At 35.9% G+C, this 13,764-nt stretch carries 12 protein-coding genes and 1 other RNA gene; 7 read left to right on the forward strand and 6 right to left on the reverse strand.

The annotated features are described in order from the left end of the window. Positions 1–166: 166 nt before the first annotated feature. Positions 167–2,335, reverse strand: coding sequence for a TonB-dependent siderophore receptor (locus O1Q80_RS06070; RefSeq protein WP_386693708.1), 2,169 nt, complete (start codon positions 2,333–2,335; stop codon positions 167–169). 218 nt (positions 2,336–2,553) lie between these two features. Here O1Q80_RS06070 and ffs point away from each other — a divergent pair. Both ffs and O1Q80_RS06080 read left to right on the forward strand, forming a co-directional pair. Further along, positions 2,554–2,651, forward strand: an RNA gene (ffs, locus tag O1Q80_RS06075) — signal recognition particle sRNA small type. A 109-nt stretch (positions 2,652–2,760) separates the two neighbouring features. Next, positions 2,761–3,153 carry an endonuclease domain-containing protein gene (locus O1Q80_RS06080; protein WP_386685852.1) on the forward strand — a complete coding sequence of 131 codons (393 nt, stop codon included), beginning with the start codon at positions 2,761–2,763 and terminating at the stop codon, positions 3,151–3,153. A gap of 493 nt (positions 3,154–3,646) precedes the next feature. On the opposite strand, the gene O1Q80_RS06085 is transcribed toward O1Q80_RS06080, so the two are convergent. After that, positions 3,647–5,044, reverse strand: a complete 1,398-nt coding sequence (locus O1Q80_RS06085; protein ID WP_386693710.1) for an MATE family efflux transporter — start codon at positions 5,042–5,044, stop codon at positions 3,647–3,649. Positions 5,045–5,117: 73 nt separating this feature from the next. On the opposite strand from O1Q80_RS06085, the gene O1Q80_RS06090 reads away from it, so the two are divergent. The 3 genes from O1Q80_RS06090 to zevB are packed head-to-tail and all read left to right on the forward strand — an operon-like array spanning position 5,118 to position 7,354. Then, a complete protein-coding gene (locus tag O1Q80_RS06090; protein WP_386693712.1) occupies positions 5,118–5,729 on the forward strand; it encodes a riboflavin synthase subunit alpha in 612 nt (203 codons plus the stop codon). Further along, a complete protein-coding gene (gene zevA / locus O1Q80_RS06095; RefSeq protein ID WP_386693714.1) occupies positions 5,730–6,359 on the forward strand; it encodes a zinc transporter binding subunit ZevA in 630 nt (209 codons plus the stop codon). Then, positions 6,350–7,354 (forward strand): zinc transporter permease subunit ZevB, encoded by a 1,005-nt coding sequence (gene zevB, locus O1Q80_RS06100; RefSeq protein WP_386693716.1) that lies wholly within the window; start codon positions 6,350–6,352, stop codon positions 7,352–7,354. The genes zevA and zevB overlap by 10 nt, the downstream gene beginning before the upstream one ends. On the opposite strand, the gene O1Q80_RS06105 is transcribed toward zevB, so the two are convergent. From O1Q80_RS06105 to O1Q80_RS06120, 4 genes are read right to left on the reverse strand one after another with little or no spacing between them, the layout of a single operon-like run. Beyond that, complete coding sequence (locus O1Q80_RS06105; RefSeq protein ID WP_386693717.1) at positions 7,340–7,999, reverse strand: ABC transporter ATP-binding protein; 660 nt, start codon at positions 7,997–7,999, stop codon at positions 7,340–7,342. The genes zevB and O1Q80_RS06105 overlap by 15 nt on opposite strands. Further along, positions 7,992–8,792 (reverse strand): ABC transporter permease, encoded by an 801-nt coding sequence (locus O1Q80_RS06110; RefSeq protein ID WP_386693719.1) that lies wholly within the window; start codon positions 8,790–8,792, stop codon positions 7,992–7,994. Before O1Q80_RS06110 ends, O1Q80_RS06105 begins: the two co-directional genes overlap by 8 nt. After that, the gene (locus O1Q80_RS06115) at positions 8,792–9,910 is read right to left on the reverse strand and encodes a capsule biosynthesis protein (RefSeq protein ID WP_386693721.1); all 1,119 of its coding nucleotides are present in this window, start codon (positions 9,908–9,910) and stop codon (positions 8,792–8,794) included. Before O1Q80_RS06115 ends, O1Q80_RS06110 begins: the two co-directional genes overlap by 1 nt. Before the next feature lie 19 nt (positions 9,911–9,929). Continuing rightward, complete coding sequence (locus tag O1Q80_RS06120) at positions 9,930–11,096, reverse strand: polysaccharide biosynthesis/export family protein (protein WP_386693724.1); 1,167 nt, start codon at positions 11,094–11,096, stop codon at positions 9,930–9,932. 274 nt (positions 11,097–11,370) lie between these two features. On the opposite strand from O1Q80_RS06120, the gene wecB reads away from it, so the two are divergent. Beyond that, positions 11,371–12,483, forward strand: a complete 1,113-nt coding sequence (wecB, locus tag O1Q80_RS06125; RefSeq protein WP_386693727.1) for a non-hydrolyzing UDP-N-acetylglucosamine 2-epimerase — start codon at positions 11,371–11,373, stop codon at positions 12,481–12,483. 11 nt (positions 12,484–12,494) lie between these two features. Further along, on the forward strand, positions 12,495–13,763 hold the full coding sequence (wecC, locus tag O1Q80_RS06130; RefSeq protein WP_386693729.1) for a UDP-N-acetyl-D-mannosamine dehydrogenase: 1,269 nt from the start codon (positions 12,495–12,497) through the stop codon (positions 13,761–13,763). The last annotated feature ends 1 nt before the right edge of the window (position 13,764 follow it).

A 13,764-nucleotide genomic window follows, 5' to 3' on the forward strand; every position in this document is an offset into this window, starting at 1 on the left:
AAATATAAAAATAGTCTAAAAATTAGACTGTTTAAAAAGAGTGCTGAGTATAAATTAAACGATAATCTATTGCAATAGATTTAATAAGATTTATTCGTGTTTAAGTGTAGAAGATCAAGTCTGATCTTCTACATTTATATTTTACATCTAATTCTATTACAGGTGATTAAAACTCAATTTTGGCATTTAATAAGTATTCACGACCATAACCTAAAGAAATAGGTGTAATGAATGTATCAACGTTACCTGCGGTAGATTGATAGTACACTTTATCCGATAAGTTCTTGCCATTTAATTGTAATGATATTTTTTTGCTTGCTACTTTGGTTTCATAAGCTAAGAAAGCATCATAAATAGTCGCATCTGGAATTTTGTATGATGTGGTATAGCTTGAGTTATAAGCATACCAAGAACCTAAGTAACGAGCACCACCGCCAATACGCCAATCACCACCTAAGAAGTTACCTAAATCATAATTTAAGAATAAAGCCCCTTGATGTTTTGGTACACCAATAAGTTGTTTTCCTACAGCATCTGGATAGTTATTATTTTGGCGATTTTCAACTTTAGTATAAGTATAAGTGAATGACGCACTTAATTTGTCAGTAATATAACCGTTAATATCGAACTCAAGACCGCGAGAGCGTTGTTTGCCTGCAATATAAAGATTATTGTTAGCATCGGTTTCTGCTACATTTTTCTTGTTGATATTGAATAGAGCAAGAGTTGCATTGATATTTGAACTTTCATATTTTGTACCGATCTCAATAGATTTACCTTGTTCTGCGGGTAAGTTAGGATCAACAGCGTTTGCAATCGCAAATTGTGGACGGAAAGATTCCGCATAATTCGCATAAACTGCTAAACTCGGGTTAAATTTATATACTGTACCAAATTGATAGAGCATTTTACCGTCATGTTGATCTGTATTTGGTACTAATGTCGCACCAATACTGTGGCGACCAGCTACTTGGTCGAAATATTCATAACGTAAACCACCTGTAACGATTAGGCTATCAGTTAAGTAAGCGGTATCTTGTACATAAACCCCTAGTGTTTTAATGTTATTGATTTGCCAGTTATTGGCGGCAACAGTTTCGGTTACATCAGGATTGGAGTAAGTTGGGTTATCAATATTAATAAAGCTCCAACCACCGCTATTAAATACAGGACCCGTTGTGCGATAATTACGGCTTGCATCAGCACCAATAATGAAACGGTTAGCAACATCACCAATATTAAATTCACCGACTAAGTTTAATGAGCCAGAGTGGATACGTTGATCTGCGGCTTGTTTTTCTAAACGGCGTAATGCGGTTCTTGGTTGTAAAGTTCTTGCTGCACTATATCTTAATGTGTCGGTGTAACTGGTATTTACTGCAACTACTCGAGTTTGACGATAACTATATTTATCACGAGCATAACCATAGGTCGCATTTAATTTCCAATGGTCATTTAGTTTTTGTTCAAGTTTCACTTGAATATTATCGGTTTTACCTATGGTTTGATTATTCGGCTCATCTAAACGGCGTTCGGCAGGAATATTTACTACAGCCCCATTTACGATTTGTGTGCCACGATCAAAAGGTTGGGTATAGTCTAAATGTTCATAAGCGACTAAAACTTTGGTGTTATCATTTTCATAAGAAATTGATGGTGCGTAAGTCGTACTCTTTACCTCACCAAAATTACGCCAATAATCTTTGTCTTGTTTATCATAAATAAAGCGATAAGCAAAACCATTGCCTAAACCGCCAGTACTATCGAATTGGGTTCCCCACATATTGTTATTACCGACAGTTCCGCCGATAACAGTTTTTTGTTCTTGCTGCGGTTTTTTGGTGACAACATTAATAACACCGCCTGGGTCTTGGATACCATATAGCACGGACGCTGGACCTTTTAATACTTCAACGGTTTCTGTGGTTGCACCGAAGTTATGCGATGGACCTGCTTGCGATCCGTTACGCATAATAGAATTATCACGGTTTCCACCGAAACCACGTTTTTGCACCGCATCAAAAATCCCCCCGAGGGTATTTGCTTGGCTCACACCACTTACACTAGAAAGGGCATCAATTAAATCGTTTGGTTTGCGATCTGCAATTAATTGTGAAGTGACAACATTAACGGTGGTTGGCGTATCAATAATTGGCACATCAACTTTTGATACTGACGATGTCCCCATAGCATGATAGCCAATTTGTTTTAATTCACCAGAATTGACTTGGATTTCATCTAGTTGCTCTGGACTTTGCTGATTAGTTTCAGCATGAACACCAAAAGAAACACCTGCGAAAAGTGCGGTGTAAATTAAGCTAAACTTGAATTTCATTAGATTACCCTTAATTAAAATTAAATATAAAAATAGTCTAAAAATTAGACTGTTCAAAAAGAATACTGAGTATAAATTAAACGATAATCTTTTACAATGTATTTAATGATATTTATTTGTATTTAGGTGCTGATTTATTTTTTATAAACATTTGCAATCCCCCTAACTTTATAGCATAATTCACGTCCTAAGCATTTGATGCTTATCCAATGGAAACCTTTTCGGTCTTTCGCAATGGTGTCTGGTTTACTCGGTCAGGTTCGGAAGAAAGCAGCCAAAGTCAGAATTTCTGTGTGCCGAGAGTAGCTGGAAAGGTTTCCACCTATTTACACAAACTAATTTTGTGATTTTCATTCCAAAATCAATTATAGATTCTTTGAATTTTATCTATTTATTTCATAATGGTTATTTTTATGGAGTAAATTATGGTGAAAAATATTCGTCCGAATAATACCTGCACATTGATTAACAACAGTAAAAGATTAAGGCGTAATTTAACGGAAGAAGAAAGTATTTTGTGGTTTCATTTACGTAAAAAATACCTTAAAGGTCATCATTTTAGGAAACAAGTTATTGTGGGAAATTATATTGTAGATTTCCTTTCTTATTCTGCTAGATTAATTATTGAAGTTGATGGGTTTCAACATTATGAAGATAGTGCATTAATTTATGATGCAAAAAGAACGAGATATTTGAATTCTCAAGGATTTACTGTCCTGAGATTTGATAATGGTGATGTGAAATATCGTTTAAATAATGTATTGGAGGAGATTTATTTTTATTTAGATGGTGAGTATTGCCCTGAACAGCTTTTTTAAGGTGGGATTGTTTAATTTTTGCCCCCCTTTGCCCGTTGGGCATTTCCCCCCGCAAGCAGGGGGAAAGAAATAAACGACTCTCTCTTTTCCTCACTTGCGGTAAATAAAGATGCTTTTTCCTCTCTTGCAGAATAAAGATACTTTTCCTCACTTGCGGCGAATAAAGATGCTTTTTCCCGTCTTGCGGTGAATGAAGAGGCTTTTTCCTCATTTGCGGTGAATGAAGATACTTTTTTCCCTCTTGTGGTGAATGAAGATGCTTTTCCTCACTTGCGGTGAATGAAGATGCTTTTCCTCACTTGCGGTGAATGAAGATGCTTTTCCTCACTTGCGGTGAATGAAGATGCTTTTTCTCACTTACGGTGAATGAAGATGCTTTTTCTCACTTACGGTGAATTAAGATACTTTTCCTCACTCGTGGTGAATGAAGATGCTTTTCTTCCCCCTGCTTGTGGGGGGAAGTCCCCGAAGGGGGAAGGGGGGCAAAGCCAACTTATTTAATCAACTCCAATCTTGATAATAACAGCTCATCAGACAGCCCCTGTAATCGCCACATCCGATATAACAACAAAACCGCCGCAGCCGTTAAGGCGACTACAAAACCAATCCAAAAGCCCATAGCCCCTAAGTGTGGCATGATCCAATCGGTCATGGCAAGCGTGTAACCTATGGGCATTGCCAATATCCAATAGCAAAAAATAGTGATATATAAAATGGCTTTGGTGTCTTTATAGCCACGTAATACGCCACCCGCCAGTACTTGTAAAGTATCAGAGAATTGATAAAGCGAAGCGACAATTAACAATGAACTAGCCAGTGTGATAACATGCAGATCCTTTACGAAAATTTGAGCAATTTGTTCACGCCAGAAGATTGTGACAAAGGCAGTAATAACGGTAATATTTAAACCTACAGCAATGGCAATATAAGACACTTTTTTAGCCTGCTCTGGGGATTTTTCGCCTAAGCGTTGCCCAACTAAAATAGTGGTTGCCATGCCTAACGACATAGGGAACATAAATACAAAAGAACTAGTATTTAACGCAATTTGATGGCTTGCCACCATATCCGTGCCGAGCGGGGATAAAAATAATGAAGTCAACGCAAATAATGCCACTTCCGCCCATAATGCGGTTGCAATCGGAAAACCAAGTTTAAGCAATTTCTTCAAGGTAGAAAAATCAGGTTTTTCAATTAGTTGCTCAAACACTTTGAGATCATGTAAATGATAAGATTGACGACTATAAGCGATCATCATTATACACATTGCCCAATTAACAATAGACGTGGCAATGCCACAACCTATCGCACCAAAGGCTGGTACCCCAAATTTGCCATAAATAAAGATATAGTTCAGCGGAATATTCAATAATAAGCCGATAAAGGTAATGACCATAGCAGGTTTCGTTTTAGCTACGCCGTCATTTAAGCAACGAAAATTAATTAATAATAAATAAGCAGGCAATCCGAATAACATAGTGTGTAGATAACCTATTGTAATATTAGCCAGTTTTTCTTCCATATTCATAGCTTGAATCACCACATCACTATGGTAAATAAGAAGTCCTAATGGAATACAAACCAACAAGATAATCCACAAACCTTGTCGTACTTGATGAGCAATATCAGAACGTTGTCCCGAACCGTTTAAGTAGGAAATGGTTGGGGGCAAGGCTAACAATAAGCCTTGTCCAAAAAGGACTAACGGAAACCAAATAGATGCCCCAACCGAAATGGCTGCCATATCCGCTGCACTCACTCGTCCAGCCATAATGGTGTCCACTAATCCCATTGAATTTTGGGCGATTTGAGCGAGAAGAATAGGAATAGCGATTTGAATTAATTTTTTTGCTTGTTCGTGATATTGTTGCCAACTGTTAATTTTTTGCATAAAAAGACCGAGTTTCCTTTATAATAGGAAAAATTTAATTTTTTCACCGCACTTTGCGGTTAAGCGAGTTTATATGTTTACAGGTATCGTGCAAGGTGTTGCGTCTATTCATTCTATCATTGAAAAGACAAATTTTAGAACACATACTATTAAAATGCCAGATGAATTACTGGCAGATTTACAATTAGGTGCGTCTGTTGCACATAATGGTGTTTGTTTGACTGTTACTAAAATTGAGAATGATCTCGTGAGCTTTGATTTAATGACGGAAACTTTACGGATCACTAATTTAGGTGAACTTAAAGTGGGGGATTGGGTCAATATAGAAAGAGCAATGAAATTCGGTTCAGAAGTAGGTGGGCATTTATTGTCGGGACACGTCTATTGCACGGCAAAAATTGTTGAACAAAAACCGAGTGAGAATAATTTACAAATTTGGTTTAAATTGCCTAATCACGATGTGATGAAATATATTCTGACCAAAGGCTTTATTGCTGTGGACGGTATCAGTTTGACCATTGGTAATGTGAAAGAAACTCAATTTTGCGTTAATTTAATTCCTGAAACGATTGAACGTACGATTATTGCTAAAAAAAATGTAGGGGATTTGGTCAATATTGAAATTGATCCGCAGACACAAGCAATAGTGGATACGGTGGAGCGTTATTTATTAGCGAGATCTTAAATGAAAAAATTTTTCTTATTTTTGACCGCACTTTTTGCCTTTATGCAAAATGTGCAAGCTCACCCTCATGCGTTTATTGGTATGAAAACCACGCCATTAGTGGAAAATAACACGTTAAAAGGTTTTTCGGTGCAATGGTTGCTAGATGAAGCCAGTTCAGCTGAATTGCTTTACGATTTGAAAGTTGCTCATAACGATCCCAAGGCAAAACAAGCTATTGTGGATGATATGGTTAAAAACACGGTATCAGAGCATTATTTTAGTTATCTCTATGATAAACAAGGTAATCGGGTAAAATATACCTCTCATCCTGCTAACTACGATATTAAAGCAGTCGGCAATCAAGTTTTGTATCATTTTGACTTTTTCTTATCCCAGCCACAAAAGTTAATAGATAATCAATTTGTATTAATGATTTATGATCCAACTTATTATGTATCAATGTATTACGATAATAAAAGTGCGGTGGATTTTAGCCAACTTCCGTCAAATTGTCATGGTGAGATGGTAGATCAAATTGTTGATGAAAAAACTAAACAATATGCTCAAGCCTTAGATAAAACCCAACGAGAAGCCGACTTTTCGCTAGGTAAACAATTTGCTCAAAAAGTCATTTTACAATGTCAATAACTACTAAAAAGCTCCGATTAATGTTGTTATTATGCCTATTGCTTATAGGTATCGGCTTTTTATTCCCTTATTTATTTAAACAAGTGGTGGTATGGCAACGAGAGTTTAATCAGTTATTATCTGATAATCTTCATCAAATCAAACAAGCTCCAATTTATGCAGGATTAAGCTTGATTTTAATTAGTTTCGGCTATGGTGTTTTTCATGCTTTAGGACCTGGGCATGGTAAATTTATTATTACCAGCTATCTTTCTATTCATCAATCTAAAATCTTTGCCAGTATGCGACTGGCATTTTTGTCCTCTTTAATGCAAGGCGTGGTGGCGATTGTGGCGACCAGTATTGTGGTAGTGATATTAAATTTATCTTCAGCCTACTTTAAAGCAAGTCAGCTTTGGTTGGAACGTGGGGCGTATGCGTTGATATTTTTATTAGGCTTCCAATGGTTAATACAAAGTGGAAGAAAAATTTGGCAAGCTCAACGCAAACCAAAAATTCTGCAAATTAAGCCGATAGCTGACAATCTGCACTTAAAAAGTGCGGTGCAAAATCCGATGGTTTTTTTATCTCATATTCATGATGAAAATTGTGGTTGTGGACATCAACATTTGCCAGATGCCGATCAAGTTACTCAAGCGAATAATTTGAAATCCCAATGGCTGATTATTTTAAGTATCGGTATGCGACCTTGCACGGGAGCTATTTTTATTTTATTTTTGTCCTATATGCTTGATCTCTATATCTGGGGAATGGTAGCAACCATGGCAATGGCAATCGGCACAGGAATTACCTTATCAGGCTTTGCTTTAATGGTACAATATGCCCGAACAACAGCGGTAAAAGTCGGGAAATGGTATCTTTCTCCAACCTTAAAAAATCAATTTTCCGATTGGTTAAAACTAGTGTTCGGCGTGATATTGATAGGCTTTGCAGTGAGTTTGATTTATGCCACAACGTTACAGAGTGTGGGGGGAGCTGTGTTATTTGGGCGGTAGGTTATTGTTATAGAACTTATATGCTTCATCAATATTCTCAAAACTATATAAAGAACCATCGTTTAACACATAGGCATTGTCACAATATTCTTTAATTGCAGATGGGCTATGTGAAACTAAAATAATAGAACGATCTTTACGTTTTTCAAAAAGTTCCTGCTTACATTTCGAAGAAAAACGCGAATCTCCTACAGCAATTACTTCATCAATTAAATAACAATCGAACTCCACGGATAAAGATAATGCAAAAGCCAAGCGTGCTTTCATACCTGATGAATATTTTTTTACAGGTTCATATAAGTAATCGCCTAATTCAGAAAATTCTTCGGTAAAAGATTTAACATAATCAATATCTGCTCCATAAATACGGCAGATAAAACGTAGATTATCCATACCCGTTAGAGATCCTTGAAATGCTCCACTAAATGCCAATGGCCATGAAATACTCATTTCTCTGTGAATTTCGCCTGAAGTAGGGGCTTCAACGCCACTTAATAAACGAATTAAGGTGGATTTACCAGAACCATTTCTGCCTAAAATACCAATTTTTTCTCCTTTTTTGAGTTCAAAATTAATATTATTAAGGATTGTTTTCCAACCATTTCTAGTTAAATAACGTTTATTTAAGTGTTCGACTTTAATCATTCGGGGTTAATCCTTTACTAAAATTACGCACCATAATAAGACCAATAAAAATAAGAATAAGATTAAATACAAATATATAATACGGATTTTCATAGGTGGTAACGCTTGCACCGAAATAGCCCTTGCGGAACATTTCCGTACCGTGGATCATCGGAAACCATAATAAGAATTGTTGTGCAGTAGCTGGTAAATTATGAATAAAGAAAAATGCACCAGAAAGGGGCATAGAGATAAACGAGAGTGTACTCCAAATTTTACCAAATGGCTCAAAATATTGGGCAATGGAGGCAATAATGAGACCCAAACCAATAGCAAACATTGCCATTAATGCCCAAGCCATCAACATATAGAATAAATCATTCGGCATCGGGATCAGCCCCATAACAATTAATAATATTATTAAACTCATTTGAGCAATAGTGGCTCCAGAAATTTCTAATAACATGCGAGCTAACAGGGTGTCTAATACGAGAACATTACGGTGATAAAGCAATGCTGTATTGGCAGAAATCGCTCCAATAGCACGATTAGACGAATTACGCCACATCATCATAATTGGATAACCTGTAATAATAAAAGCAATAATATTTAAAGTGGAATAACTACTTGCTCGAGCTACACTCCAAAGTATGGTGATTAATAGCGTCATCATTAAGGGTTCAACGAATAACCACATAAATCCAATATTACGCCGCCCATAACGGGTAATGATTTCACGCATTAATAACGCACGTAAAACACGTCCTTGAATCACGAAAGAACGTTTTACTGTTGTTCTTTTTCCATAACGCATTAGTTTCTATGCTCACGCACACTAGCAAAAAGTAAACCTAATACACCATATAATAATAAGCCAATAAAGAATGTAGCAAGAATATTATACAAACGATATGGTTCAAGTGCTAAATCGGGGTTACTCGGTTGATTAATAATTTCTAAATATAATTGCTTGCGATCAGCTTCATTTTTAGAATTTTGTAATGATGTCATTGCTGTCATTAATTGCTGTTGAGCTAGGGTATTATCTAGCACTAAACGTTGATATTCTGCTGTTTGATTTGCAATAGATTTACCTTGCCCTAACACTTCTTGAATTTGTTTATTTACTTCGGCTTTTACGCTTTTTTCCCGAGTTCGCAAGGTCGCAATTTGTGGATTTTCAGGGGCTAACGCTCGTAACTGATCTAATTGTGTTCGAATACCAATCAATTCATCTTGTAATTTAGAAATAAGGGTTAACTGTACCTCAGACTGAGCTTTAACATCAAAAATACCATTTTTAATACGATAATTACTTAACGCCTCACCTGTAATCTCAACACGCTCTTCCGCTTCTCGCACCGCTTGTTCAGAAAAAATAATCGTATCTTTTCTTGCTCGTTCGTTTAAGCGGTTAATAATGACTTCCCCTTGTTTGAGTAATTCTGCATTGATTTTCTGACTATCTTCGGCACTAAAACTGCGAATATGTAATATGGCAATACCAGATACAGAATCAATAGAAACAGTTTCTTTTTTCGTAAAATAATTATAAAAGGCTTCTTGTTCGGGAAATAATCCAAAACTATTAAAACGGCTGATAATATCACCTTTTTGCTCATAAAAATCTCGCATTGGTAGAACTTTTTGCAGTTCTTCCAGAGCGTTACGAGATTTCATATATTCCTGAACAGTATAAGTATCATCTTGCGAGCGTGCAAAACCAAACCCCTGCAATATCGATCCTACATTACTCAATGAAGTTTGATTTTGTGAAGAGCGTATCACAAAACTAGATTCAGAAATATAAACATCAGAAGCAATCAAACTAAAATAAATAGTCGAAATAATTGTTGGAATAATTACTGTAATCCAAAGGAGCTTATTGCGTTTTTTTATTTTTCTCGCAGGTGTTTGTTTTTGTTCGGTCATTCTATCTATCCATTATTTACTAAAAGCTATTTACACTATGTGCAGTGCTTGTTACTGGCGAGGTAATTGAGAAAATGATTCTCAAGAATTTTTGGAATTCAGCTAACGGTGCATTTGATACATATAAAATATCTTTATTTTTCACAGGGAAACGCTGTATCCAAAACAGAGATTTTGGTTCAAGCAAATTAACTCTATAAACGGTTGGTACATCCATGCCTGAAGTATAACCACGAGCTTGCCAACGAGTTTGATCATTAATGGTTAATTCATCAAACGGAATATAACGGAAGATAAATACGCCCCGAGGATCTGAGCGTGAATCAATTAAGCCACCCATTCGACCAATAGCTTCAGATAAATACAGTCCTTTCGCCGAGAATTTGACTTGTCGGTTAGAACCAACAGCACCAAGTGCGGTGAAACTTAACGGATTATTCATTAAAGATAATACATCGCCAGAACGCAATGGAATATTTTCATTTGGATTGGCAGCTAAAGTTTCTAATGAAATCGTTTTCACTTCATTCCCTCGCATTAACTGAACAGAAATATCCTCAGCATTTTCACTAGCACCACCTACAGCAGCTACTGCATCTAAAACACGTTCACCCACTGGGGTTAACGGCATGCGAATGCTGTTTCCTTGTCGTAAAATAGTAACATTAGAAGAGTTATTCTGTGCTAATTTTACGATAGCTTGAGGTTGATGAGCCAAGGGCTTTAAGCGAGCAACAATGTTATTTTGGATTTGTTCAGGTGTTTTCCCAACCACAGAAATCCCACCCAAAAAGGGTACTGTAATTTTGCCATTTTCACTCACTACTTGTTGAGGCAATGCAACTGTTTGAGCGGATCCAGTACTTCCTGTTGTTAACATACTGCCAAATAAAATTGCAGGGGGAGCTTCCCATAAGATAATATCTAAAGCATCTCCTGCCTTGATTGTACTGTAATAATCACGTCCGACTTGGCTAAAGTGGCTAAAAGATTGATTGTGTTGGCGGTTAAACAGTTCAAGAACGATATTATCATTAACATCAACAATATCAACATTATCTAATTGAGAATTATCACTTTGGTTAATATCTTGAATTTTTGATGCACTAGGTCCAGCACTGGGCATGGAATTGCAAGCTGTCAGAGTAATTGCCAATAGGCTAATAATAAATGGAAATTTTTTCATTAAAATCACTAAAGTATTTAAAAGTGCCGTGTATTCTACTGAAAATTGAGGTGGTTTTCCATAGTAAGAAACAAAAATGACAAAATTTTCAAGAAATGGCAGTATTTTTATACAAACAGTGTAATCCCCCTAAAATAACACAAATTTATTGCAGTTATTATAGCGATAGATATTGCTTGATGTTATGAAATGGCGTACAATCCTGCCCGCTTTCCCAAATAGGCTTACTTAATGTAAGAAAATAGAATAATTTGTTATACGGATATAAATAAAAATGAATTCAAAATCACTCATTGTCTTTGGTACACGACCAGAGGCGATTAAAATGGCTCCACTTATCGATGGATTCAAAAAAAACAATGTTAATTTCAAGGTTTGTGTAACCGCACAACATCGTCAAATGTTGGATCAGGTTTTACAATTATTTGATATTACACCTGATTATGATTTAGATATCATGAGTGGTACGCAAACGCTTTCGTCTGTTACTTCATCTATCTTAACTAAAATTCAACCTGTATTTGATGAATATAAGCCAACTACAGTTTTTGTACATGGTGACACAGCAACTACTTTAGCAACCTCACTTGCCGCCTATTATAATCAAATTGATATTGCTCACATAGAAGCTGGATTACGTACAAATAACATCTATTCTCCTTTTCCAGAAGAAGGAAATCGTAAAATTGCAGGTGCAATTACCAAATATCATTTTGCTCCGACAGAATGTACTAAAAATAATTTGCTTAAAGAAAATGTTTCTGACAGAAATATTTATATTACAGGTAACACGGTTATTGATGCCTTATTTTTAGCCTGTAAAAAAATTGATCATAATCCGAGATTATTGAATGAATTTGAGCAAAGATTTTCTTTTTTAAACGATAGTAAGATGGTATTGATCACTGGTCATCGGAGAGAAAATTTTGGTCAGGGATTTGAAAATATTTGTCAGGCATTAAGTGAATTATCTGAAATCCATCCTAATGTTCAATTCGTTTATCCTGTACATCTAAATCCGAATGTACGAGAACCAGTTAATCGTTTGCTTAAAGGAAAATCAAATATTTATTTAATTGAACCACAAGACTATTTTGCCTTTGTGTATTTGATGCGTAAATCTTATTTAATTTTAACGGATTCAGGTGGAATTCAAGAAGAAGCTCCGTCATTAGGTAAGCCAGTATTGGTTATGCGTGATACAACCGAGCGTCCTGAAGCGGTAATTGCTGGCACAGTAAAATTAGTAGGAACAGAAAAGGATAAAATCATTAATATGGTGAGTTTACTCCTGAATGATGAAACAGAATATAAGAAAATGGCAGCGGCACATAATCCTTATGGAGATGGAACAGCCGTAGAAAAAATCATTTCAATTTTTAGATAATAGGTACAAAAATGTTTAATACAATTTCAGTTATAGGGCTTGGCTATATTGGATTACCTACTGCAACAATGTTTGCATTACATGGTAAAAAAGTGATTGGGGTTGATGTAAATTTACATGCTGTGGAAACGATTAACCAAGGAAAAATTCATATTGTTGAACCCGATTTAGATGTAGCGGTAAAACAAGTTGTTGAAAATAATCTATTACGAGCTACCTTAGTTCCAGAAGCTGCAGATGCTTTTATTATTGCTGTACCAACACCATTTAAAGGCAAAAATTATGAGCCTGATTTGAGCTATATTGAACAGGCATGTATCGCGATTGCCCCTGTATTACAAAAGGGCAACTTAGTCATTTTAGAATCTACCTCTCCTGTTGGGGCGACTGAACAAATGGCACAGTGGTTATCTGAAGCTCGTCCTGATTTAACTTTCCCACAAACTCATGGCTCAGATTCCGATATTCGTATTGCTCACTGCCCTGAACGGGTTTTACCTGGGCAAGTCATGCGAGAATTGATTGAAAATGATCGTATTGTTGGAGGACTGTCTGAAAAATGTTCTCAAAGTGCGGTGGAATTATATAAAACTTTTGTAAAAGCAGATTGCATTGTCACTAATGCTCGTACCGCAGAGATGAGTAAACTTACCGAAAATTCTTTTCGTGATGTGAACATTGCTTTTGCTAATGAATTGTCCTTGATTTGTGACAAACTTAATATCAATGTTTGGGAGCTTATTGCGTTAGCTAATCGTCATCCACGTGTCAATATTTTACAACCTGGTTGCGGTGTGGGCGGACATTGTATTGCAGTTGATCCATGGTTTATTGTAAATAAAACCCCAAATCTTGCGAAATTAATTCATACCGCACGTTTAGTCAATGATCATAAACCGCAATGGGTTATTGATAAAGTGAATCAAGCTGTCCTAAACGTGTTGCAAGCGAATCCAAATAAAACCTTAGATCAAGTGAAAATTGCTTGTTTAGGATTGGCATTTAAGCCTGATATTGATGATTTACGTGAAAGTCCTGCAATTAAAATTACCACAGCATTAGCTGATAAATTCAAAAATCAAGTATTTGCGGTTGAGCCAAATATTGATGAATTACCAGTTAAATTATCTAGTAAAGGTATTAAACTTTTGACTTTACAAGAAGCAACTAAACAAGCCGATGTATTGATTGTTTTAGTTGATCATAAAGAGTTTAAAACAGGTTTAACCTTGCCTGAAAATGTACAAATAGTGGATACGAAAGGGATTATAGGAAAATAAA

Origin of the sequence: Lonepinella sp. MS14435 (assembly GCF_042485795.1) — a bacterium.
Lineage (GTDB): Bacteria > Pseudomonadota > Gammaproteobacteria > Enterobacterales > Pasteurellaceae > Lonepinella.

What these genes read in the sequence shown, in the direction of transcription:
- O1Q80_RS06085 (WP_386693710.1), bottom strand. Translation starts at nt 5,044, where the DNA reads ATGCAAAAAATTAACAGTTGGCAACAATATCACGAACAAGCAAAAAAA.
- O1Q80_RS06115 (WP_386693721.1), bottom strand. Translation starts at nt 9,910, where the DNA reads ATGACCGAACAAAAACAAACACCTGCGAGAAAAATAAAAAAACGCAAT.
- wecC (WP_386693729.1), top strand. Translation starts at nt 12,495, where the DNA reads ATGTTTAATACAATTTCAGTTATAGGGCTTGGCTATATTGGATTACCT.
- wecB (WP_386693727.1), top strand. Translation starts at nt 11,371, where the DNA reads ATGAATTCAAAATCACTCATTGTCTTTGGTACACGACCAGAGGCGATT.
- O1Q80_RS06070 (WP_386693708.1), bottom strand. Translation starts at nt 2,335, where the DNA reads ATGAAATTCAAGTTTAGCTTAATTTACACCGCACTTTTCGCAGGTGTT.
- O1Q80_RS06090 (WP_386693712.1), top strand. Translation starts at nt 5,118, where the DNA reads ATGTTTACAGGTATCGTGCAAGGTGTTGCGTCTATTCATTCTATCATT.
- O1Q80_RS06080 (WP_386685852.1), top strand. Translation starts at nt 2,761, where the DNA reads ATGGTGAAAAATATTCGTCCGAATAATACCTGCACATTGATTAACAAC.
- O1Q80_RS06120 (WP_386693724.1), bottom strand. Translation starts at nt 11,096, where the DNA reads ATGAAAAAATTTCCATTTATTATTAGCCTATTGGCAATTACTCTGACA.
- O1Q80_RS06105 (WP_386693717.1), bottom strand. Translation starts at nt 7,999, where the DNA reads ATGATTAAAGTCGAACACTTAAATAAACGTTATTTAACTAGAAATGGT.
- zevB (WP_386693716.1), top strand. Translation starts at nt 6,350, where the DNA reads ATGTCAATAACTACTAAAAAGCTCCGATTAATGTTGTTATTATGCCTA.
- O1Q80_RS06110 (WP_386693719.1), bottom strand. Translation starts at nt 8,792, where the DNA reads ATGCGTTATGGAAAAAGAACAACAGTAAAACGTTCTTTCGTGATTCAA.
- zevA (WP_386693714.1), top strand. Translation starts at nt 5,730, where the DNA reads ATGAAAAAATTTTTCTTATTTTTGACCGCACTTTTTGCCTTTATGCAA.